The sequence below is a fragment of the Beijerinckiaceae bacterium genome, assembly GCA_004564215.1.
Classification (GTDB): domain Bacteria; phylum Pseudomonadota; class Alphaproteobacteria; order Rhizobiales; family Beijerinckiaceae; genus Methylocapsa.
Map to the genome: position 1 here is coordinate 370,438 of CP024846.1, position 18,427 is coordinate 388,864.

Consider the following 18,427-nt stretch of genomic DNA (forward strand, 5'->3'; position numbering starts at 1 on the left):
TTACTGCCTCGGTACTGGTTCAATTAAAAATGTAATTAATTTTAATATCATTGCCCTACTTAACTTAACATGCGCTTCGGGCGTAGTTCCTCAAATTTGTAGAATTAGGTAAATAGATCGACCCAAAGCTAAAGAGCAAACGCAGCTGTAACTGCCACCAGCTGCGGATCACCCAATAAGGTTCAACTGATTGCGCGGTGTGTCGTGGGCGTTTCTGTAGTGACGTACTCGATCGCCCGTAGAATTCGGCCCGAGGCGCCGCCAAACGTCTCCGCGGTTTGAGCGGCGGCCCGCGCCATCGCCCGCAGCTTGGTATTATCGGACAGAAGCAGAGCCAATTGCGCTGCGAGAGAATCCGCATCCGAAATCATTGCTCCGCCCCCCACTCTATCGAGCGCGGCATAAATTTCTTCAAAATCTTCGACGTCGGGACCGTGCAGAACCGCGCAGCCAAGTTTTGCCGCCTCAACCGGGTTTCGCCCCCCGCCAAAGGCCAGGGATTTGCCGGCAAAGATCACACCCGCGATCCGGTAGAACAGACCCGCCTCGCCGCTCGTCGGAGCGATGAAGATTTCCGGCAAAGACCCACTATCGCGATCGCCAAGCCCCACGGCCAGCCCCATTTTTGCAGCGGCCTGGGTGATTTCAAAACCACGTTTGGGGCTGTGCGGAACGATCACGCTCAAGAGGTCCGGAAATTGCCGGACAAGGCGGCGATGCGCCACCAATGCAATCTCTTCCTCGCCGGGATAGACGCCATCGGCAACCCAAACCGGCCGGGTTCCAATTCGCGCCATCAGACGGGCTAACGAGGGCTGATCGGCGGGCAGCGGCACAAGATCATATTTGAGGCGGCCAACCACCTGAACCTTTTGCGCGCCGAGTTTCGCAAACCACGTCGCGTCCGTCTCCGTTTGGGTGAGGCAAACATCGAAGCGCCGCATGAGCGGACCCACAAAGGCAGAAAATTTGCGCAAAAAGGCAAACGACCCCTCGGAGAGACGCGCATCGACAAGCACGAGTGGAATTCCGCGCCGACTCGCCTCGACGATCATATTGGGAAGAAGCGCGGCTTCCGCGATCAGGATGATATCGGGTTGCCAATGGTCGAGGAACCGCGACATGAATTGCGGTGTATCAAGCGGCGCGAATTGGTGCAGAGTGGTTGGCGGAGAGCGCGAGTCCCGTAGACGGCTTGGAACGCCGCGTCCGGTCGAAATGAGCGTACCGAAGCCAAGTGTTCCCAGCTTTTCAAGAAGCGGCGTCAGGCTCTGGGCCTCCACCGCGCTTGCCGCATGCACCAAGGCAAGCCCGCCTTTCGGTCGCGGCAAGCCTGGCCAGCCTAGCCGCTCGCGGCGCCTGGCAAAGTCCTCGTGCCCAAGCTTCGCCCGCCAGTAGACGACAAGCGGTCCGATCAACCCAAAGCCTGCGCTTGCCCATCGATACATAGCGAGCAGCGGCGATGCCTTCACGGCCGGCCCTTGGGGGTCACAAGGAAAGCCCCTTCACGCGCTCCTGGTTGAATGAAGAATGGGTCATTGCGCTCACGCATTTTCCTTGGACGGATCGAGCAATCGATACAAATGCGCCACGAAATAACGCATATGGGCGTTGTCGACGGTCGCCTGCGCCTTGGCTTTCCAGGCTTGCGTCGCGGACTCATAGTCCGGAAAAATGCCAACGATGTCGATCTTCGACAAATCGCGAAATTCAGTACCGCCCAAATCCTTAAGTTCGCCACCGAAAACAAAGTGGAGAAGCTGCTTATCGTTCGTGCTCATGAGCTTCCTATCCGAAACATTCCTGCGAAGGCTCGTGAAACTGTCCCGTATCCTTGGCCTTTGTCGTCCCTTACGCCAAATTCTGCCTCAACTTTTGCCAATTATCACGGCCGGGCTCCGATCATCGCCTGGCGCGCCGCCGCGGTGACTTCGGCGTGGATTTGCGCCGGGGCTGCGGTGAGAAGGCCGTGGCGGGTATCACGGAGATTATAGACAATCGCGCATCCATCGAGGCTTGCCAACCGTCCTCCTGCTTCATGAAGAATGAGATCGGCCGCCGCAATATCCCAATCATGCGAATTCGCCGACGCGAAACCGGCGTCCAGCGCACCTGAGGCGACATTGGCGATGCGCATCGCCAAGGATGGAATTTTAGGCTGCAAATCGAACTGAAGCCCAACCTGATGAAGCCGCTCAGCTAGAAAAACCGGCGCCGCCACTTTCGCACCAGCCCCCATGGCGTCAAGTTTGGAAACCGCGATCGTTCTGCCATTGAGACGCGCGCCCTCGCCTTTGATCGCGACATAGGTTTCGCCCAGCGCCGGGGCGTGCACAATGCCGATGAGCGGACGACCGAGTTCCACCAGGGCCACCGCGACGGCCCAGCTGCGGTGCCCGGTCATGAAACCGCGCGTGCCGTCGATCGGATCGACGATGAACACCAGATCTTTCGAAAGCCGCGCCGAGCTATCCTCGGTTTCCTCGGAAAGCCAGCCCGCCTCCGGGAGGAGAGCCGCCAGATGCTGCTTTAAATATTGATCGACGAGATAATCTGCTTGAGTAACAGGCGAGCCGCCTTTTTTGTGCGAAATCCCGGCGTTGGTAGCCTCGCCCGGCCGAAAATAGGCCAGCGCCAGCTCTCCGGCGCCCCGGGTAGCTTCCACGAAGGAGGCGACAAGGCCCTCCCGATGCGAGATCGAAACCAAAGCCATTTGCCAGAAATGAGGACAGGTTCTCCCGCTTATCCTGCTGCAGTGCGGGAAACAAGCATTTCCAAGGCGTGCCCTCTTTCGCCGTTCTTGAATTCTCGACCCGACAAGCGTTGCAAAAATATCGACGAAAACTGGTTTACTCTTGATTCACCTAAGAATTTAGCGATTTGGATCCGCTCCCAACCCAAACTCGTCTTTTCATGAAGTCAGAGGTCAATCGCTCAAATGCAAACGGCACAACTCCCCTTCGGCCAAGTCTTCGCGGCACAGCTTGCCGAGGATGCGCGCGCGGATGGCGGACGGCGCATGATTCTCCTTGGACCGCGCTACGTCACGATCAAGCGGCGCCTCCAAGGAGTGAAAATGCATCTCCGTGTGCCGGTCCAGAACTATCTGGGGGTTGTTCTCTCCTGCGAAAAACGGGGCGACCGGGCGTTCTTTCGCGTGCATCTTTCGCATTGCGATCCCGAACTCTGCGTGACATTGCGCGAGTCGAGCGATCAAAGCGACAGCATCGAGGCATGGCACCATTGGGCGGCGTTCTTCACCATGCCCGCCCTTGTCGAAAGCGGCCGCCGCCGGTGGGAAGTTTTGACATTCTGCCCCCGCGCCCCCGCCGGTTCCATGCCGGCCCTTCCGCCTGTCCGGCGCCCCGGCAGGACACGGCGGCGAACGCTGCTTCGAAACAGAGGACGGTGCCGGCGATAAGCCTAGACTAATCGGGGCGGCAGTACTGATGGCCACGAATGATTCGACAGCAATGAATCAAAATGGGCCGGCAAATAAGACGGGTGCGTCTTCGTTGAAGTCACACTCCAGGTAGTTCAATTCCAAACGGCGGAAAGACTATGGACCTTGCACTTGATCCGCTGGTGGCGGCTGGCGTTTTAGGCTGCACCGCCGTCACCGACGCGGCCTATGTTCTTTTCACGGCGGCGGTCTTGGCACGGCGGCGGGTCTGGGCCGCGAACTGGAGCGCCATCTGGTATCTCCTGTCCGCCTTTGCGGTGATCAGCTATACCCACAATGCGATCTACGTGCTGTTTGCCGCCGCTGGTTCATGGCTGGGGGCCTTCGCCTCGGTGAGCTGGCTGGGGCGAAAGACTTCTTGACAGGAACGCGGGCACTGCTCAGCTTCCCCTTCCGGTGTTGCCGCAATCCCACACTTCGTCTTTCCTTCCTGGCCCGTGCGATATTGTCGCAGTTTCGACGCAATGCGGCGACGATTATGTGGGGCGCGGCAAAGTCCCCCCTTTGTTGACGCGCAACAAGCTTCAGGCAACCGGGTTAAGCAATGATCCATTCATCGCGCCGGGATCGCAGGGCGAAGGCAATTGCGGAAGTGTTGGCGATGATTGCCGGCGCTCAGCCAGAACGAATTCCATGTCCGCCGCGTACGCTCTACAAGAGCGGCCAATGGCTGAAGGAGAGCGCCACAAGATTTAGCGCAAACTTGGACGCCGATCAGGCTGCACAAATTAAAAGAGGCAATTAATACGCTGCCTCTTCTTCTCCACCTCCGTATAGCGCCCCTCCATCCAAGCGCTGAGGTGGCGAATAGGCCGCGACAAAAGCCGCGGCAAATTATTCACGTCGGTCAAACCCCATTGACTTGGCAGTCCCAACCGATGAGCGTCGGTGTCGTCGAGCGTTCAGATAGCTTCTGTACGATCAGCTCAAGTCCAAAACCTTCTGTGAGACTCATGCTGAACGCCCTCGTTTTTTTGGTGCTGACGCTCGCGATTGCGGTGGTTGTCTTTGGCCGCCTAGGCAAGCTTCTGGTATTCGACTTTCGCTTGACCGTCCTTTCCGTGGTCCTCGGACTGCTAGCATTGCTGTATGTATATTGGAAATCGCGGCCTTGAGCCGCCGCGCTTCGGCTGCCTCTTCTTTCACGGGCGATTTAGATGATCGGCATCTCCCTCGGGGCCAGCGGCGTCATTTTGATAGAATTTCAAAACCTTGCTCGGTAAAGATCTTTGTCGCCGCCTGGGACGACAAATAGGCCAGGAAATTCACCGCATCGGGGTTTTTCGACGTTTCTACAATGGCTGCCGGATAGATGATCGGGCTGTGGCTCGAGGCCGGAAAGATACCGATGAGTTTCACCTTCGGTTCCGCCTTGGCATCGGTTTTATAGACAATTCCGAATTTTGCTTCGCCGCGGGCCACAAGATTTAATGCGCTTCTGATGTTGTCGGCCTGAGCGAGCTTGGGTTCCACGCTCTCGAAAACCCCCAGCTTCTCTAAGGCTTCCTTGGCATAAATGCCGCCCGGACAGGAAGCGATGGTGCAAACCGCTATTTTGCCATCGCCGGTCGCGCCGGCAAGATCGAAACCTTGCGCAATTTTGAGGGTGCTGTTGGCGTCGGCAGGTTCGATCAGAACCAGCTGATTGCCTAGAAGATTGCGGCGCGTCGCTTTTCGGATGAGCTTATTTTTTTCCAGATAGTCCATCCACTGGAGATCGGCTGAAATGAAGATATCGGCCGGCGCACCTTGCTCGATTTGTTTTGCGAGCACGGCAGAGGAGGCATAAGCGATCGACACCGTCTTGCCGCTGTCGGCTTTCCAAGCGGCGGCGGCCGAATCCAGCGCTGTTTTCATACTGGCGGCTGCGAAAATCATGGGGCCCGCCGCATTGGACGACGCGCCTTGAGGCTTGGCGGCTTCCACGGCAACACCGGCCCGCGGAGCGGCTATTGCCGCAATTGCCAAACCGAACAGCAGAGCAACCATTCCGCGGCGCGTGGCCGCCCTCATCCATCTCGCCTTGTGCATTTAAGAACTTCCCGTGTTTGGTCTTTATGAAGTCGAAATCCGTTAGGCAAAGCCACCAAAACAAGGAGGAACGAGCGGCCGCCGTGTTGGAAATGTCGTCGCCTCAAAATTTTCGAGGACCAATCTAATAGTACGTCATATATTTAATTCATACAACCGAAAGCAGTTGAATTTCGTGAAAATCTGCCAGTCTTTCCGGCCGCTGACCTCTCAGGATTTTAAGGTGATGTGAACCGGTTTTGGGCGCCGGCCTGAAGAAGACGATCTGGTCATTGGCTTGGATCACGATGATTTTGGATTGACTCAATCCAAAATCATGAACGTGAATCGATTCCAAAAGTTTAGAGCGGGATGCTGTCGGAAAACCGGTTTTCGCTTTTCCTCATGCCGCTCTAAAAGCCACCAGACCAGAGTTTTGGAAACGTGCTGGTGGCAACGCGTTTCAAGCGGGCCACCATGAACTCTCAACTACAACAATCCCGCAGCGGAAAGACTGTGGACGCGGAATGGTCTTTCGCGACGGCGCCAGGATGCCCTAGGGAAAATACGTCTGTTGGGCTCACTCGCTCCTGGAGGATTTCGTTCCCAGCAAAGCATTTTTATTGCCGATCGCAGATCCGCCTGGAGCGCTTCCCGATCAGATGGAATCATCTGATCGAAAAGGAAACGCTCAAGTTCAACGAGTTGGAGCATGTTCTAATCGAAAAAGTCGGTCAACTTTTTCGGAACATGCTCTAGAACCCCGTTTGCGTTATCTCCGGCACCACCAGTCCCTTGGTGGTCACGACAACCCACCTGTCACCATGCCGTTCAATGGCAAGGATCCGCACGGCGTCAGGTAGCATGCTGCCCCGCCTTACAACGTGAAGGCCTCGAGTACCTTGCAGGAGCGCCGCACCCTTGTGGACAAATCGTACGACATATTTTCCTGCGGCCCCCCGCGACTTTCCACGGCCGTCCTCAACTGTAGGTACAGCCCGCGCCCCGCCGAGGCCGCCGCGATGAATTGAACCCGTCACGCATTCAGCGAGGCGGCAATTCTCCGTGGCGGCGATCGCTCTAGGATGGGGCCTGTTATGCGCCTTCTGTCCAAAACTTTCCGGATTGACGCGTTCATCAAGCTTCAACGGATGCTGGACCTGGCTGATCATAAGACCTGCGAAAACAGCCGAGCCGACGGCGGCGCCAACGCCAATGGCAGCCAATGCTCGATCGGCCACGACCGCAAGCACCTTTCCTGGATAAATGTTCAAGCCGTCGAATAGAAGCCTCACCTTAGGCCATCCTTTTCTCGTCCTGATGAGGCATGATGCGGTAAAGCGCTCTTGCAGCGCCTCTTTCCTGCTTCTGCCGATGATACAACGGACCGTCGGCATCGCAGCGCATTGCCAATTCCGAGCCCTTGCTCCCATGCGCGAGAGCCCTAGGCAATGAACTCTTGCGCGTCTTCAAGCGATGGGAAATGGCGGCGGCCAAGCATCGTCTCTATTTCGACGCTGCCATCCATGAAAAGCACGTAAGCCCGGTCCTTCAGCCAGCCCCGTTCAACAATTTTTCTTTGCTGCGAACCGGACGGACCAGGGTTCGCGCGGGAAGGCGCGTTCGCGCGCTCAAGCACCGAAGCGAAGAACCTCTGCAACGCCCCAAAACCCGTCTGCAATGCGCCGAGAATTGCTATCCCAAATCCGCTGAGAATGGTGCACATGGCGATGCTTGGAACATTGACAAATGCACCGCTCGATCTGCCGGTGATACTTAACAGAAGTTCGCTTATCTGGGGTGCCGAGAATAAGAGCGCCCATCCCATCGCCACGATCATAAAGCCGGACCAGGTCAATCTGTCAAAAGTCATCGAAAGCTCCATTGTTGGATTTAATTGCTAGAAAACCTTTTTCATCTCCAAACTCCGGCTTCACTCCCTGCGAGGCATCCGAAATTGCCGTAACCATCCCCTCGCTCCAGCGCTTGACCCTTGAGCACTTGCGCGCCTTACTTTGAGATTTCGCGCTTGGCTACATAGGTGAACTCTTCAACCAACAGGTCCTTGACGACCTCTCCGCCGAGACGCTGATTGATTTTTTTCACAAGTGACTTTGTCAGGCCTTGAAGATCGTATTTCTCGAGATGATTGAAGTTCAAATCTGTGGAATAGAGCGTGCGAAACGCCTCGTCGGTTATGAAACTGTCCGGAGGCACGGACAACGCCCGCAGGGCGCTAGGATCGGCAAGATAGGTAAATTGCGCGACGATATATCCCTCCAGAGTTCCATTCGCGATTATTGGGACATTAATTGGAACCATTTTTTTATGCTCGAGATCCGTGGTTACTTTGTTGGGCGTCACCGGTTCGCCGTTCGTTGTTTTCAACATCACGGTCACATAGCTCGACGCCAGGGTCACAAGCATGATCCATAGGCACCCGCCTATTAACCGCTTCATCGCGTCTTTCCGTGCGCGCCAAGTTCTGCCGTATAAGTTCCGTCGGATTCATGCTCTTGGATCGCCCGAGCAATGATCGTCGCGACCGCTGCGCTGGCCGACATATGCATCTGGAGAACCCTGAGATTCTTCTGTAACTTCAGACGCAAGTCTCCCAATCGCGTCTTCGCGTCAAAGCCCAGGGCTGCGAGATCGAGCCCCCGCATTGCAGCCATTGTCCGGCTGAGTTCGAGCAATCCTTGGCTTTTCTTATGATTGAATTCCGTGAGCGCGATCGACTGATGCTGCCCCAGCAATTCGGTTTCAAGCTCGAGGATCCGCTCAAGCCGCTCAACTGTATCGACGAATGAAGCGAAGACCGCCGATGCCTCAGCAACCCGTTCGTTCCCACCTGGACATTGAACGGCCGACAGAAGAAATGCGCGACTCTCGACTCTAACGGAATCGGGCGTTTGGCTTTCAAGTCGAGGCGTAGCCTTGTCGAACATCAAAATTCACAATCGATGTTTGATTGCGTTTTGACTTCGCTCGGTGTCGAATCTGACAGGGGTGCTCCCGAGATTGATGTTTTTCCCAATTTGCGTCGCCAATTGATCGGCCAACATGGACCTCCAAATATCGCCCGCGGTGCCCTCACCGAATGACTCCTTTGGAAGCATGCTTTCCAAGAGGTTCTTCAACACAAGCTGTTCCAAGCCCTTATAGGCTTTTGTCCGAGCATCGACCTGAGGCAGCACCGCGCCGGGCTTGGCGCCACCTGATTCCAATGCCTTTGTCAAAGCGGCGCGACCGGCATCCGCGTTGCTGAGCACCCTATCAAATTCCCCTTGGAAGGATGGACTGGCAGCTGCGGCGCGCAAGAGCCTTTCCGCCGCGGCCTGCGAATTCACAGGGTCGGCCGCCCTTGCCACGTCAAGCACAATGTCTGAAACCGGGTTGATCGACACCAGCTCATCTCCGACGTTCAGGTTTCACGCCTGTCAGTTTGGCTCGCCGAGCTTGCGGGAAGCTGATGATCCATGCCTCAAAGCCGCTTCGATGGCCTCGGTCAGCCGATTTGCCTCCGCCGTCTTTCGAGCTGCATGTTCGCAAGCGGCAACAATGCGCTCGGCGCAACGCAGGCGCCCTCGTTCTTCTCGAAACTGGACCCTTTGCGTTTCTATCTTGCTAGCAATTGCTGACTTCGCCTCGGCCAACGCCTGCAACCGGCACATCATGGCAGCCGCAAAGAGCCCCGTAAAAGCGGACTCTCCATCCATGAAGCGGATCAAGTCCCGATGCCGATCCCCCACAGCCGCCGCTTGCGCTTCGAGATCGACCAGATTCCACGCGGCAAGCCGGTCGAGTTGAAACTGTACAGCCAAGATGCGGCGCGCCGTCCGAAGCCTCTCATTCATCGGCTTCGCCTTGTGGAACCTCGCAGACAGGCTGGGCACGCGCTCGCACTCCGCCACGTTCAAAGCCACCGTCCCCGTATGAGCGACAGAGCATCTTCCTACCCCGTGAGAAGCCAGGTCGCGAAGGCGGCGTTGAAAATTTGCAAAAATGGTTTGCAGATGACGTAAAATAGCATCATTCCACCCGCGATCACGGCCGGCACCGTAATAAAGTAGAGCGGGATCTGCGGGACCAATTTAGCGGCAACGCCGACTGCCAAATTGATGATCAAGGCGTAGACGATGAACGGACTGCTGATCCGCAATGAGATCAAAAATGTTTTCGCGAGGCAATCGCTGACCTGCACCAGTTCGAACCGAGGGTTGAAAAGGCCTGTTACCGGAATCGCCGTATAGGATTCGCAAAGGCCGCGCAAAACTTCCCAATGCAGATTGGTCACGAATAGCAATGTCGTCGCGGTGATCATGATCAGGGATGTGATCGCCGGCAATGGCTCACTCTCTTCAATGGGGACGGCCAGAGCACTTGCCAGTCCAATCGACATCGCGATGACCCCCGCGAGGGTTTCGAGGGCACCGAAAAATATCCGCCCAAGAAAGCCGATAAACACGCCGATCAGTGTTTCCGACGCGATCAGCGTGGTGAGCGACAGGGGATCCAAACCCGACAGGCGTTTGCCGACCTCGAGAGAAAGCAACGGCGCTAAAGCGAGGGTGACGGAAAAGGCAACGAACAGGCGGACGTGGACGGGAATGCGCTGGCTGGAAAACCCCGGCATCAACATCAGGCAACCGCCGATCCGGCAAAACAAGATGAATACCGTCAAGACCAGATCCGGTCCGATTTCTTTCAAGAGATCGTGCCCAATGATTTGACCTCGATGCCCCTGGCGATTTCAAGATGCGACAAGACGGGCAAGGTCGCAAACAAACGCTCGATCACCAACCGCACATAAGGCCGTGCCTCGGGGGTCGCAACAAGTACGAAATGATGCCCTTGATCCATTCGTTCACGAATCGCGGCGGAGGCTTCTTTCCCGAAGCTCTCGATCTGACCGTGATCGAGATCAAACTCGATGATGTCCCCTTTCCCATCACGCTTCAGACTATTGTGGAAAATCAAATCCCACCGATTGCCGAGACGAAGGATCTTGAGGACCTCACCATCCATGAGGTCGCCGCAGATTTGTTGAGCCATCCGCATCCGGACATGTTCCGTCACCTGTTCCGCCCGCCTGGCATGCGGCGCTATCTCCGCAATCGCCTCCAGGATGAGATGCAAATTGCGGATCGACACCCGCTCCGCAAGCAATAATTTCAACACGGCCTGCAGACCCGAATAGGATATTTGCGCCGGACAGATATCGTCGATCAAACGCTTATATTCGGGACCCAAGCGGTCGAATAGTGCGCGCATATCTTTGTAGGATAGGAGTTGGGCCAGATTGTTGCGAATGACCTCACTTAAATGGGTGAGCAGCACCGACATGTTATCGATCGGATGAAACCCCTCCCGCTTCAGCTGATTTGCGAAGGCTTCGGCGTACCACGCCGCTTTCATGCCGAATGCCGGCTCGTGAACTTCGTCACCCGGCAAATCCGGCTTCCGACCATCGCCGATAATTACAAGAGAATCTCCGATTCGGAGCTCATGCGCACTGACAATCGTGCCGTGGATTTTTATCTGATAAGATTTTGCGGGAATCGAAAGACTGTCCGACAATTTAATGTCGGGCACCACGAAGCCATATTGCTTGGCGAATTTACGCCGCATTTTGGTAACTCGGACCGAAAGTTCACTGCGTGAAGCCAGTAATTTGGTCGCGAGCTGCTTGCCCATGCAAAGCTCGATCTCCGCTCCCTTCATCGATTCCTTGACCGACTCGCGCGCCTCCCGTTGCGCTTGGACTTCGGCTTCCGCGGCTATGAGTCCTTGTCTCTCCCGTTCCTTCGCAAGTTGCCGCGGCACGGCATATCCGAGAAATGCCATGATACCGCCAAGGAACACGAACGGAAACATCGGCAGTCCGGGCACGATCGCCAAAATGAACATGAGAAGGGCGGCCACGGACAGAGCCCGCGGATATTTGACCAGTTGGTTGAGTACCGCCTCCTCGGTTGCTCCTCTCGTTCCACCTTTTGAGACCAGCAGCGCAGCGGACAGCGAGACAATCAACGCCGGGATCTGCGATACGAGGCCATCTCCAACCGACAGCTTGGTGAACACATCCGCCGCTTGCGCCAGAGGCATATTGTGGCGGGTTGCCCCAATCACAATTCCCCCAAAAATATTGACCGCCAGGATGATGAGCCCCGCGATAGCGTCTCCCCGAACGAACTTCGATGCCCCATCCATCGAACCGAAAAAGGCACTTTCCTCCTCGAGTTCGCGGCGCCTGCGTTGCGCTTCCTTATCGTCGATCAACCCGGCGGAAAGATCGGCGTCTATCGCCATTTGTTTGCCTGGAATCGCATCGAGCGTAAATCTCGCACCGACCTCGGCGATGCGGGTGGCGCCTTTTGTGATCACAACAAAGTTTACCGTGATCAGGATCGCAAAGACGATGAGACCGATGACAAAGTCGCCGCTCATGACAAGCTTGGAAAAGCCGCCGATGATATAGCCGGCCGCCGTCAATCCCTCTGACCCGTTGGACAGAATCAATCTTGTCGTCGCTATGTTCAGGGCCAAGCGCAATAAGGTCGCAACGAGAAGAATGGTCGGGAAGGCAGAAAAATCCAACGGGCGCTGAATCCACAGCGCAACCATCAGAATGAGGACCGAAAATGCAATCGAAAAGGCGAGGCCGAGGTCGATCAAGAAAGCCGGAATCGGCAAAAAGAAGATCGAGAGTATCGCTATGATGCCGGCGGCAAATCCAATGTCCCGAGAGCTCCTGCGTTCGCCTTCGGCAAGGCCCGGCAACAGGGTGGCAGCCATTCAGTGTCCCTCGCGTGTCACAAGCCCAGCCAGTCTGACCGCTTTAGCTTGCGCGACCATAACGAGGCAGATCGAGGCAGGAAGTGAATGGCAAAGGAGCGGCGCAAATATATAGGCTGCCACGTCACGGCGACGCGACGCTTATATATTGATTCCCCTAATAGCCGTTCTGGATCCGCGAATAGACCCGCTCCGTGAAGGCATAAATTTGGCCGCCGATGAAAGGCGCTCCAATCATCAAGGCGAGAAGGATGATGACAATCTTCGGTACGAATGTCAGCGTCATTTCTTGGACCTGAGTCAAAGCCTGCAGCAGAGCGATTACGAGACCAACAATCATCGCGGAGGCGACCGCCGGACCGGAGCCGATGATGATCGTCCAAATTGCCGCGCGCAAAAGCTCCAGGGCATCAGCTTCATTCATGACGAGCTGACTGTCACGCCGGCACCGAGCGTGATATGCCGTCCGTCGCTCAATGTCGCAACGGCCCCGCCCCCCGAGGCAATTTCAACGGAGACCACTGTCCCGCTGATCGTTCCGTCTGAAGAGATCAACGTCTTGCCGATCACGGTGCTCGCCTGTGCCGAGAGAAGCGCCTCGAGCGTCGCATTGGTTTGCACCTGCTGCCCGACGGACGAAAATGAGGCAAGCTGACTCATATATTGGGTTGGATCGGTTGGACTGGTCGGATCCTGATTGCGTAGCTCCGCAACGAGAAGCTTCAGGAACTGGTTATAATCGACGGTTGGGGCGGCCGGAGACGAGCTCGTAGCCCCATTCCCGGATGGAACACTTGTTGATGTTGCGACACCGCTGATGGCCATGAAGATGCTTCTCCGCCGTTCGTTCAAGCTGCCTGTGTGGGTGAAGCCGTTCGAGCGCCCGCCAATATTTCCGCTTCGACGGGAAACAAGGCGCGCGTTGCCTTCAAGGCTTCAAAGATACGATTGGTTTCAACCAGGGTTTTTAGGCAATGCAAACCGGTGACTAGCGCTTCGTTTTCGGACACTTCGATGGTTGAGCGAATAGATTTTTCAAACATGTCTCGCGCGGCGGCTGAGTCTGTCGGGCTCATCAACATGATCTGAATAATAAAATAGAGTTGGCGCAGCGGCGTCGCCGCCTCCTCCACCTTCATGACATGAGCTTCCAGAAGAAAGGTCGCGTCATTGAGAAGTTCGAGCGAGACCTTTCGATCGCAGCGCAGGACGGCCCCGTTAATATAGATCTTCTCTCCGGCACGAAGCGATATATGCATCTGATCTGCTCACTCCAATCCATCGCGGATCATTGTACAAATCTCGATCAAGCCACGGAAATTTTGCGAATGTCCGGAGCTGATTTGAGTGGCTTCCTTAACAATCCAAAGCCCTACCGAAACGAGATCTGCCCGCAGTACATCGGGCAAGTCATTTTCCGGGTCGACCAGATCCTCGATAAAAACATTCCACAGTTTGGTGAGAAATCCGAGGGCCTCAATTGCCACCGGCGCTTGCCCACCGGCAGCCTCGGCTTTTCTTAAGAGCTCAATCGCATGGTCCAAGGCGAGACGTTCGCGGTCACGGGAACCCTTAAGATTCTCAGCAAGATGTTCAGCGTAAGAAAATTGATACATCTGACCTACCGCAGTGCGGACATTCTCAAAGCACAACTCAAAGATATTTTGCCAGACTCAGCTGGTGAAGCTGCGAGGTTAATGAATAGGAGCTCTCGATTTGGGTTTGAAGATCGGTCACCCGGGTCGCAACTTCATAGCTGTTGACGCTTTCCAGATTGCCGATCTGGGCTGCCAGAATGTTCATCTGCAGGTTCATTTGAGTATTGGCATTCTCAACGCTCGCCTGCACAACACCCATGCTCGCCTGCAGGTCGACGAGCTTGGAAATTGCTGAACTCAAAACAGTCTGGGCGGTGTTCGCCACGGCTTGATAAGCCGCCGGGTTGAGATTTTGGATTCCAAGATCGGCGATCATCGTATAGGCTTGGGCAAGCTGTTGAAAAGCTGTGTCGTTGGCGCTGATTGATGTCGGGACCGTTCGCACTTCGGAAATTCTATTGGTCAGGGTTTGGTTGGTCGCCGAAGACCAATTGGCTGGCCAGTTGGCGCCCTGGAACAAGGGCGCAAACTGATTATCAAGAAAATTCTGCATATTGGGGCCGGTGATGGCCGAGATTCCGCTGTTCGACTGCGACATTCCGAAGGTCGCTAAAAAACTTGTGTCGACCGCTAGTTTATTGGCCGCCGATGGCCCGAAATAATCGGCGATCGGTTGCGTTCCGGTATTTGTTCCCGCGAAGATATAATTGCCGTCGAGGGTTGAATTCATACTCGCGATCAAGGCCTTGAGGTCGCTCCGTCCCGCCGACTGGATCGTGTTGGCGTTTGAGGTGGATCCATTGGCCTGGAGAAGAGCATCCAGCAAATCCTGTGCGGAAGCTTGCAAGCCGCTCAAGATGTTTTGCGTTGTGCTCAGACGTATGGACACAATCTGGTTGGTTTCGGTGAGCGTCTTGAGCATCGAGTTCTCGGCTTGCAGCGAGACCGTCATGCCTGTGCGATCGCCGAGCGTAAGTCCAATATCCGCATGGTTGCCGGTGGCGGTTTCCGTCACGCTGGCGGCGAGTTCGGTTTGCATCCGCAAGACGGATTGGCGCAGCGATGAAGAGATCGTTTGGGTGGAAATGTAGGAGGTCATGCCGGAAGGCTTCCCAGATCAGCTAAAAGCGTGGCGAACATGCCGTCAATCGTCGTGATCAATTTCGCGGTGGCCGCGTATGCCCGCTCGAGATCGAGCATTTTTGCCATTTCATCATCCAAATTAACGCCGGTTTCGTTGGACAAGGCGGATGTTGCGGCACTGAGCATTGCGCCTTGATACGTGCTTTGCGCCGAAACATGAGACCTCTGGCCCTCCAGCCAGCTGACCGAAGCGGATGCGTAAGTACCCAGGCTCGAGGTCGTGGTGATGGCGCCGGCCGGACTGAATGATTGCGGCGCGGCAAGATTTCCAAGCAGTTGGGAAAGCCGGCTTGTGTAACTCGCATCGCCGCTTGTGTTGTAGGTGTAGGCGGGATTTGTCGGAACCGAAATGCCGCCATCGCGGAGGAGAAGGGAATTGCCCCCCTGGGCCGGATCGACATTGGGATTGGCAATGATTTGCCCGGCAAGCCCGGTCGCGCTGACCGGAACCGAAGTAGCGCCCGCAATCGTGAACATGCCCGGCAAATCGGGACCGCTCCCGATTTGGTCGCTTTCCGCAAAGACGTTGATCAAGGTGGCCGCGATGCCATCCAATTGCACCTGGTAGGTGACAGCTATACTATCGCGCAACGTCGCTAGACCCGCGATTTTGCCGGACGCCACAGCCATGGTCGCCGAGGAACCCGTGACGGGCACGCCATCGACATAGACCGCATGGCCAACCGTCGCCGCCGAATAGGTGTTTGTGGCAGAAAAAGCCACGCTTCTTGCCGCGCCGCCTTGGAACAAGGTGACACCGCTGTCCGTATAGATGGACATGTCGTTGTTGGCGCCGCTCGTTGTCGTAATGCCTATCTCATTAGAAAGCTGCTTAAGAATATTGTCGCGCGTATCCTGTGCGTCGGTCACATCGACGCCGGTTGCGGTTCCATTGACGATCTGCAAGTTTACGCTCTGGAATTGGGCCAGCAGGGAGTTGATCGTTCGAACCGAGGAGGACATGCCGGCATCGGCGTCCTCTCGCACACCTTGAACCGTCGCCGAAGCGCTGTTCAATTTATCCGCCAAGGCACCGGCAGCGAATACGGCGGTGCTCGCGAGCGTCGAATTGCTCGGTGAGGCTTCGTAGGCTTGAAGCGCATTTGTGAAATTGCTCAACAAGGCAGCCGGTGAACTTGCGCTCGACGTTGTCCCATCGATACTGCTTGAAACGTCGCCGATCGTCTGGTTCAGCGCGTTCAGACCGGCAGTCAGTGCGTCTTGCGTTGCATTGGAAGATGTCGCGCTCAACATATTTGCGAAAACGGCCAGGTTTGACGCCCGTGCAACGGAGACGAGCTGCGAGCTCCCTGGCGTGGTGGTGACGTTTGCGATCTTACGCGTATAGATCGTCGTGGTGCTCGCCCCGGCGATGTTGCGGGACAAGGTGGCGGCTTCCGCCGTCACCGTGTTTAATCCCGACTGTGCAATACGCGCGGCGCTTGAGAGGCTCATGATGCACGACCCTTGAGGTCACGGATGGATAATTTTATTTCAGCATATTGTTGAGTTGGCTTAGGAGTTCCGAGCCCGTCTGGAAGACCTTGGTATTGGCTTCGTAGCCGCGTTGGGCGACGATCATGTCTGTCAGTTGAGTCGCCAAATCCACCGTCGAAGATTCGAGCCGGAAGGATTTGACGTCTCCCAAACCGCCGGTCCCCGCAGTCCCGATCGTCAGGCTTCCCGATGCTGAATTCACCTGAAAGGCATCGCCGGGCAAATTCGTAAGATTGTCCGGGCTGATGACATTGCCGAGGGCAATCTTGTAGGCCGGGACCTCCTTCCCGTTGGCGTAGACGTAGGACAGCGTACCATCCTGCGATATGCTTACACTTTGCACCTGGCTTGGAGCATTGCCATCCATAGTCGCCGTGGTGACCGTGAAGGCCGACGCCAATTGCGTCATGCTGGAAATATCCAGCGATGCGGTCGTGCCGCCAGGGATCGCCAGAGAAAGAGCCGGCGGCGAGGGGGGAGCAAGCTGGCCGGTCGTGGGATCGAAGGTGAGCGTCTGCGAAGTCAAGGGCACCGCCGGGGCACTACTGTCATAGACCTCGACCTGCCATGTGTTGGTTCCGGTTTTGGAAAAATACGTATCCAAGGTGACCGCATTGCCAAGATAATCATAAGCAACGATCGAGGACTTCTCGGTATAATTGCTGGTTGAAGGCGCTCCAACCACAGCCGTGGAGTTTGAATTGACGTTGGCGGTGAAGGTTCCGGCCGTCGAGGGTGTCGCGATCAGCGCCGCCGCATTGACCGTAATCGGCTGCAATCCGGCCAAACTATTGGTAACGCCCCCGGCCCCCGGAGCCAAACTATAGCCCATGAGCGTGTACCCGGCCGTGTTGACGAGATTTCCGGATGAGTCCTTGGTAAAGGAACCGGCACGGGTAAGATAGATTGCCCCGTTCGCATTGCTGACGAGAAAAAAACCATTGCCTTGAATGGCAAGGTCGGTCGCCGATGTCGTGCTGGCGAGGCTTCCCTGTTCCGAGATATTGTAGCGGACCAAGGTGCTGACTCCCCCGGCATTATAGTCACCCGAGGTGCCGATCGAATCGACGATGTCCTGGAAATGAGTCGAAGCCTGCTTATAGCCGGTGGTGCTCGAATTCGAGATATTTTCTGAAACGGTTGAAAGATGGCTTGCCTGTGCGGCCATTCCAGACACACTCGCAGTCATCGCGCTAAAGAGGCCCATGGGATTCTCCGGGTTGGCAAGCCGGAGTAAACCGAACAAAGCTTGCTCGGGCCTTACTTTCGTTTCGCGAATTGGCGAGAAGCAGCCGATGGCAACGCGGCTGGCGTCAGGATTCAACGCGTCCCAACGCTGCCGCCTGGTTCAGCATCCGTCTGCAGCAGGATCTGCGAGCGTGAGCGGTCTCGACCGGCATAGCCTCAGGGTGCGCCGGGATCGAATTGGCATTGCGCGCCGCCGCCGGCATTTTGCTGGATTTCACCTGGATCGATGGCGCAGCTCAGGTGCGAGAGGCTTTCGTAGATCGTTCCCGCCGCTCCGTCGGGCGGTACGCCGATTTCGACCAGGGTGGCATAGAGTTCGTGGGCTTTGCGTCCCTTGAGGGTCACCGTTTTGCCGGCAAATTTCAAATCGCAGGAACGCCTGGTGATCGCGACATTGCTTTCGCTGCAAACGACCGAATCCGCGTCCACGGCAATTGTTTTGCCTTTGGCATATTTGAAATCGAGCTTGCCCTCTAAGAGATCACCCATGATCTTTTTCTCATGACGGCTCAAAAGCGGGGAGTATTCTGCAACCAGCGAAGCGAAGGCCAAAGGACCATTGCCGGAAACCGCCTGTTTGGCGGACGCGCCGACGGCGAAGGCGAGTTGGCTTGCCAAAAGCGACGAAATCAGAAGATAGGTTTTCTGCGTCATGGTCGCCTCCCAAAAT

26 protein-coding genes are annotated in these 18,427 nt (G+C 56.1%); 6 read left to right on the forward strand and 20 right to left on the reverse strand.

Translation table 11 applies throughout. From position 1 onward, the window contains the following. Positions 1-182: 182 nt before the first annotated feature. From CU048_01665 to CU048_01675, 3 genes are all read right to left on the reverse strand, one after another. Positions 183-1,472 (reverse strand): 3-deoxy-D-manno-octulosonic acid transferase, encoded by a 1,290-nt coding sequence (locus CU048_01665; GenBank protein ID QBR70198.1) that lies wholly within the window; start codon positions 1,470-1,472, stop codon positions 183-185. 72 nt (positions 1,473-1,544) lie between these two features. Further along, on the reverse strand, positions 1,545-1,781 hold the full coding sequence (locus CU048_01670; GenBank protein ID QBR70199.1) for a DUF4170 domain-containing protein: 237 nt from the start codon (positions 1,779-1,781) through the stop codon (positions 1,545-1,547). A 104-nt stretch (positions 1,782-1,885) separates the two neighbouring features. Beyond that, the gene (locus CU048_01675) at positions 1,886-2,707 is read right to left on the reverse strand and encodes a 3'(2'),5'-bisphosphate nucleotidase CysQ (protein QBR72572.1); all 822 of its coding nucleotides are present in this window, start codon (positions 2,705-2,707) and stop codon (positions 1,886-1,888) included. A 231-nt stretch (positions 2,708-2,938) separates the two neighbouring features. Here CU048_01675 and CU048_01680 point away from each other — a divergent pair, with 231 nt between their 5' ends. From CU048_01680 to CU048_01690, 3 genes are all read left to right on the forward strand, one after another. Continuing rightward, positions 2,939-3,421 carry a hypothetical protein gene (locus tag CU048_01680; protein QBR70200.1) on the forward strand — a complete coding sequence of 161 codons (483 nt, stop codon included), beginning with the start codon at positions 2,939-2,941 and terminating at the stop codon, positions 3,419-3,421. A gap of 140 nt (positions 3,422-3,561) precedes the next feature. Beyond that, a complete protein-coding gene (locus CU048_01685) occupies positions 3,562-3,825 on the forward strand; it encodes a hypothetical protein (protein QBR70201.1) in 264 nt (87 codons plus the stop codon). Between the two features lie 182 nt (positions 3,826-4,007). Further along, a complete protein-coding gene (locus CU048_01690; protein QBR70202.1) occupies positions 4,008-4,208 on the forward strand; it encodes a hypothetical protein in 201 nt (66 codons plus the stop codon). Positions 4,209-4,651: 443 nt separating this feature from the next. Here the strand turns inward: CU048_01690 and modA are convergent, their stop codons facing one another. Next, entirely contained in the window at positions 4,652-5,476 is an 825-nt protein-coding gene (gene modA / locus CU048_01695; protein QBR72573.1) for a molybdate ABC transporter substrate-binding protein, read from the reverse strand. 166 nt (positions 5,477-5,642) lie between these two features. Continuing rightward, complete coding sequence (locus CU048_01700) at positions 5,643-5,831, reverse strand: hypothetical protein (GenBank protein QBR70203.1); 189 nt, start codon at positions 5,829-5,831, stop codon at positions 5,643-5,645. A gap of 92 nt (positions 5,832-5,923) precedes the next feature. Between CU048_01700 and CU048_01705 the strand changes: the two genes are divergently transcribed. Further along, the gene (locus CU048_01705; protein QBR70204.1) at positions 5,924-6,232 is read left to right on the forward strand and encodes a hypothetical protein; all 309 of its coding nucleotides are present in this window, start codon (positions 5,924-5,926) and stop codon (positions 6,230-6,232) included. A gap of 338 nt (positions 6,233-6,570) precedes the next feature. Continuing rightward, on the forward strand, positions 6,571-6,759 hold the full coding sequence (locus tag CU048_01710) for a hypothetical protein (protein ID QBR70205.1): 189 nt from the start codon (positions 6,571-6,573) through the stop codon (positions 6,757-6,759). Positions 6,760-6,917: 158 nt separating this feature from the next. On the opposite strand, the gene CU048_01715 is transcribed toward CU048_01710, so the two are convergent. Then, positions 6,918-7,199: a hypothetical protein gene (locus CU048_01715; GenBank protein ID QBR70206.1), complete on the reverse strand. Its 282-nt coding sequence runs from the start codon at positions 7,197-7,199 to the stop codon at positions 6,918-6,920. Here CU048_01715 and CU048_01720 point away from each other — a divergent pair. Next, positions 7,198-7,377 (forward strand): hypothetical protein, encoded by a 180-nt coding sequence (locus CU048_01720; protein ID QBR70207.1) that lies wholly within the window; start codon positions 7,198-7,200, stop codon positions 7,375-7,377. The two genes, CU048_01715 and CU048_01720, sit on opposite strands and share 2 nt — an antisense overlap. A gap of 106 nt (positions 7,378-7,483) precedes the next feature. On the opposite strand, the gene CU048_01725 is transcribed toward CU048_01720, so the two are convergent. The 14 genes from CU048_01725 to CU048_01790 all read right to left on the reverse strand — a co-directional run bounded on the left by CU048_01725 (position 7,484) and on the right by CU048_01790 (position 18,375). After that, the gene (locus CU048_01725; GenBank protein ID QBR70208.1) at positions 7,484-7,900 is read right to left on the reverse strand and encodes a hypothetical protein; all 417 of its coding nucleotides are present in this window, start codon (positions 7,898-7,900) and stop codon (positions 7,484-7,486) included. A gap of 29 nt (positions 7,901-7,929) precedes the next feature. Beyond that, the gene (locus tag CU048_01730) at positions 7,930-8,421 is read right to left on the reverse strand and encodes a hypothetical protein (protein ID QBR70209.1); all 492 of its coding nucleotides are present in this window, start codon (positions 8,419-8,421) and stop codon (positions 7,930-7,932) included. 6 nt (positions 8,422-8,427) lie between these two features. Further along, positions 8,428-8,823 (reverse strand): hypothetical protein, encoded by a 396-nt coding sequence (locus CU048_01735; protein QBR70210.1) that lies wholly within the window; start codon positions 8,821-8,823, stop codon positions 8,428-8,430. A gap of 90 nt (positions 8,824-8,913) precedes the next feature. Beyond that, positions 8,914-9,387 carry a hypothetical protein gene (locus CU048_01740; GenBank protein ID QBR70211.1) on the reverse strand — a complete coding sequence of 158 codons (474 nt, stop codon included), beginning with the start codon at positions 9,385-9,387 and terminating at the stop codon, positions 8,914-8,916. Between the two features lie 41 nt (positions 9,388-9,428). Beyond that, positions 9,429-10,184 (reverse strand): flagellar type III secretion system protein FliR, encoded by a 756-nt coding sequence (locus CU048_01745; protein ID QBR70212.1) that lies wholly within the window; start codon positions 10,182-10,184, stop codon positions 9,429-9,431. Beyond that, positions 10,181-12,271, reverse strand: a complete 2,091-nt coding sequence (locus tag CU048_01750; GenBank protein ID QBR70213.1) for a flagellar biosynthesis protein FlhA — start codon at positions 12,269-12,271, stop codon at positions 10,181-10,183. Before CU048_01750 ends, CU048_01745 begins: the two co-directional genes overlap by 4 nt. 157 nt (positions 12,272-12,428) lie before the next feature. Further along, positions 12,429-12,695, reverse strand: coding sequence for a flagellar biosynthetic protein FliQ (fliQ, locus tag CU048_01755; GenBank protein QBR70214.1), 267 nt, complete (start codon positions 12,693-12,695; stop codon positions 12,429-12,431). Next, on the reverse strand, positions 12,692-13,096 hold the full coding sequence (locus CU048_01760) for a flagellar biosynthesis protein FlgD (GenBank protein ID QBR72574.1): 405 nt from the start codon (positions 13,094-13,096) through the stop codon (positions 12,692-12,694). Before CU048_01760 ends, fliQ begins: the two co-directional genes overlap by 4 nt. A gap of 23 nt (positions 13,097-13,119) precedes the next feature. Continuing rightward, positions 13,120-13,530 carry a flagellar biosynthesis repressor FlbT gene (locus CU048_01765; GenBank protein ID QBR70215.1) on the reverse strand — a complete coding sequence of 137 codons (411 nt, stop codon included), beginning with the start codon at positions 13,528-13,530 and terminating at the stop codon, positions 13,120-13,122. 9 nt (positions 13,531-13,539) lie between these two features. Beyond that, positions 13,540-13,887 (reverse strand): flagellar biosynthesis regulator FlhF, encoded by a 348-nt coding sequence (locus CU048_01770; GenBank protein QBR70216.1) that lies wholly within the window; start codon positions 13,885-13,887, stop codon positions 13,540-13,542. A 37-nt stretch (positions 13,888-13,924) separates the two neighbouring features. Next, positions 13,925-14,968, reverse strand: coding sequence for a flagellar hook-associated 3 family protein (locus CU048_01775; GenBank protein QBR70217.1), 1,044 nt, complete (start codon positions 14,966-14,968; stop codon positions 13,925-13,927). After that, positions 14,965-16,467 carry a flagellar hook-associated protein FlgK gene (locus tag CU048_01780; GenBank protein QBR70218.1) on the reverse strand — a complete coding sequence of 501 codons (1,503 nt, stop codon included), beginning with the start codon at positions 16,465-16,467 and terminating at the stop codon, positions 14,965-14,967. The genes CU048_01775 and CU048_01780 overlap by 4 nt, the downstream gene beginning before the upstream one ends. A 34-nt stretch (positions 16,468-16,501) precedes the next feature. Then, positions 16,502-17,716 (reverse strand): flagellar hook protein FlgE, encoded by a 1,215-nt coding sequence (locus CU048_01785; protein ID QBR72575.1) that lies wholly within the window; start codon positions 17,714-17,716, stop codon positions 16,502-16,504. A gap of 197 nt (positions 17,717-17,913) precedes the next feature. Continuing rightward, complete coding sequence (locus tag CU048_01790; protein ID QBR72576.1) at positions 17,914-18,375, reverse strand: hypothetical protein; 462 nt, start codon at positions 18,373-18,375, stop codon at positions 17,914-17,916. Positions 18,376-18,427: the final 52 nt, after the last annotated feature.

What these genes read in the sequence shown, in the direction of transcription:
- CU048_01670 (QBR70199.1), bottom strand. Translation starts at nt 1,781, where the DNA reads ATGAGCACGAACGATAAGCAGCTTCTCCACTTTGTTTTCGGTGGCGAA.
- CU048_01680 (QBR70200.1), top strand. Translation starts at nt 2,939, where the DNA reads ATGCAAACGGCACAACTCCCCTTCGGCCAAGTCTTCGCGGCACAGCTT.
- CU048_01685 (QBR70201.1), top strand. Translation starts at nt 3,562, where the DNA reads ATGGACCTTGCACTTGATCCGCTGGTGGCGGCTGGCGTTTTAGGCTGC.
- CU048_01690 (QBR70202.1), top strand. Translation starts at nt 4,008, where the DNA reads ATGATCCATTCATCGCGCCGGGATCGCAGGGCGAAGGCAATTGCGGAA.
- modA (QBR72573.1), bottom strand. Translation starts at nt 5,476, where the DNA reads ATGAGGGCGGCCACGCGCCGCGGAATGGTTGCTCTGCTGTTCGGTTTG.
- CU048_01710 (QBR70205.1), top strand. Translation starts at nt 6,571, where the DNA reads ATGCGCCTTCTGTCCAAAACTTTCCGGATTGACGCGTTCATCAAGCTT.
- CU048_01720 (QBR70207.1), top strand. Translation starts at nt 7,198, where the DNA reads ATGGCGATGCTTGGAACATTGACAAATGCACCGCTCGATCTGCCGGTG.
- CU048_01715 (QBR70206.1), bottom strand. Translation starts at nt 7,199, where the DNA reads ATGTGCACCATTCTCAGCGGATTTGGGATAGCAATTCTCGGCGCATTG.
- CU048_01725 (QBR70208.1), bottom strand. Translation starts at nt 7,900, where the DNA reads ATGCTTGTGACCCTGGCGTCGAGCTATGTGACCGTGATGTTGAAAACA.
- CU048_01730 (QBR70209.1), bottom strand. Translation starts at nt 8,421, where the DNA reads ATGTTCGACAAGGCTACGCCTCGACTTGAAAGCCAAACGCCCGATTCC.
- CU048_01750 (QBR70213.1), bottom strand. Translation starts at nt 12,271, where the DNA reads ATGGCTGCCACCCTGTTGCCGGGCCTTGCCGAAGGCGAACGCAGGAGC.
- fliQ (QBR70214.1), bottom strand. Translation starts at nt 12,695, where the DNA reads ATGAATGAAGCTGATGCCCTGGAGCTTTTGCGCGCGGCAATTTGGACG.
- CU048_01760 (QBR72574.1), bottom strand. Translation starts at nt 13,096, where the DNA reads ATGGCCATCAGCGGTGTCGCAACATCAACAAGTGTTCCATCCGGGAAT.
- CU048_01765 (QBR70215.1), bottom strand. Translation starts at nt 13,530, where the DNA reads ATGCATATATCGCTTCGTGCCGGAGAGAAGATCTATATTAACGGGGCC.
- CU048_01770 (QBR70216.1), bottom strand. Translation starts at nt 13,887, where the DNA reads ATGTATCAATTTTCTTACGCTGAACATCTTGCTGAGAATCTTAAGGGT.
- CU048_01775 (QBR70217.1), bottom strand. Translation starts at nt 14,968, where the DNA reads ATGACCTCCTACATTTCCACCCAAACGATCTCTTCATCGCTGCGCCAA.
- CU048_01780 (QBR70218.1), bottom strand. Translation starts at nt 16,467, where the DNA reads ATGAGCCTCTCAAGCGCCGCGCGTATTGCACAGTCGGGATTAAACACG.
- CU048_01785 (QBR72575.1), bottom strand. Translation starts at nt 17,716, where the DNA reads ATGGGCCTCTTTAGCGCGATGACTGCGAGTGTGTCTGGAATGGCCGCA.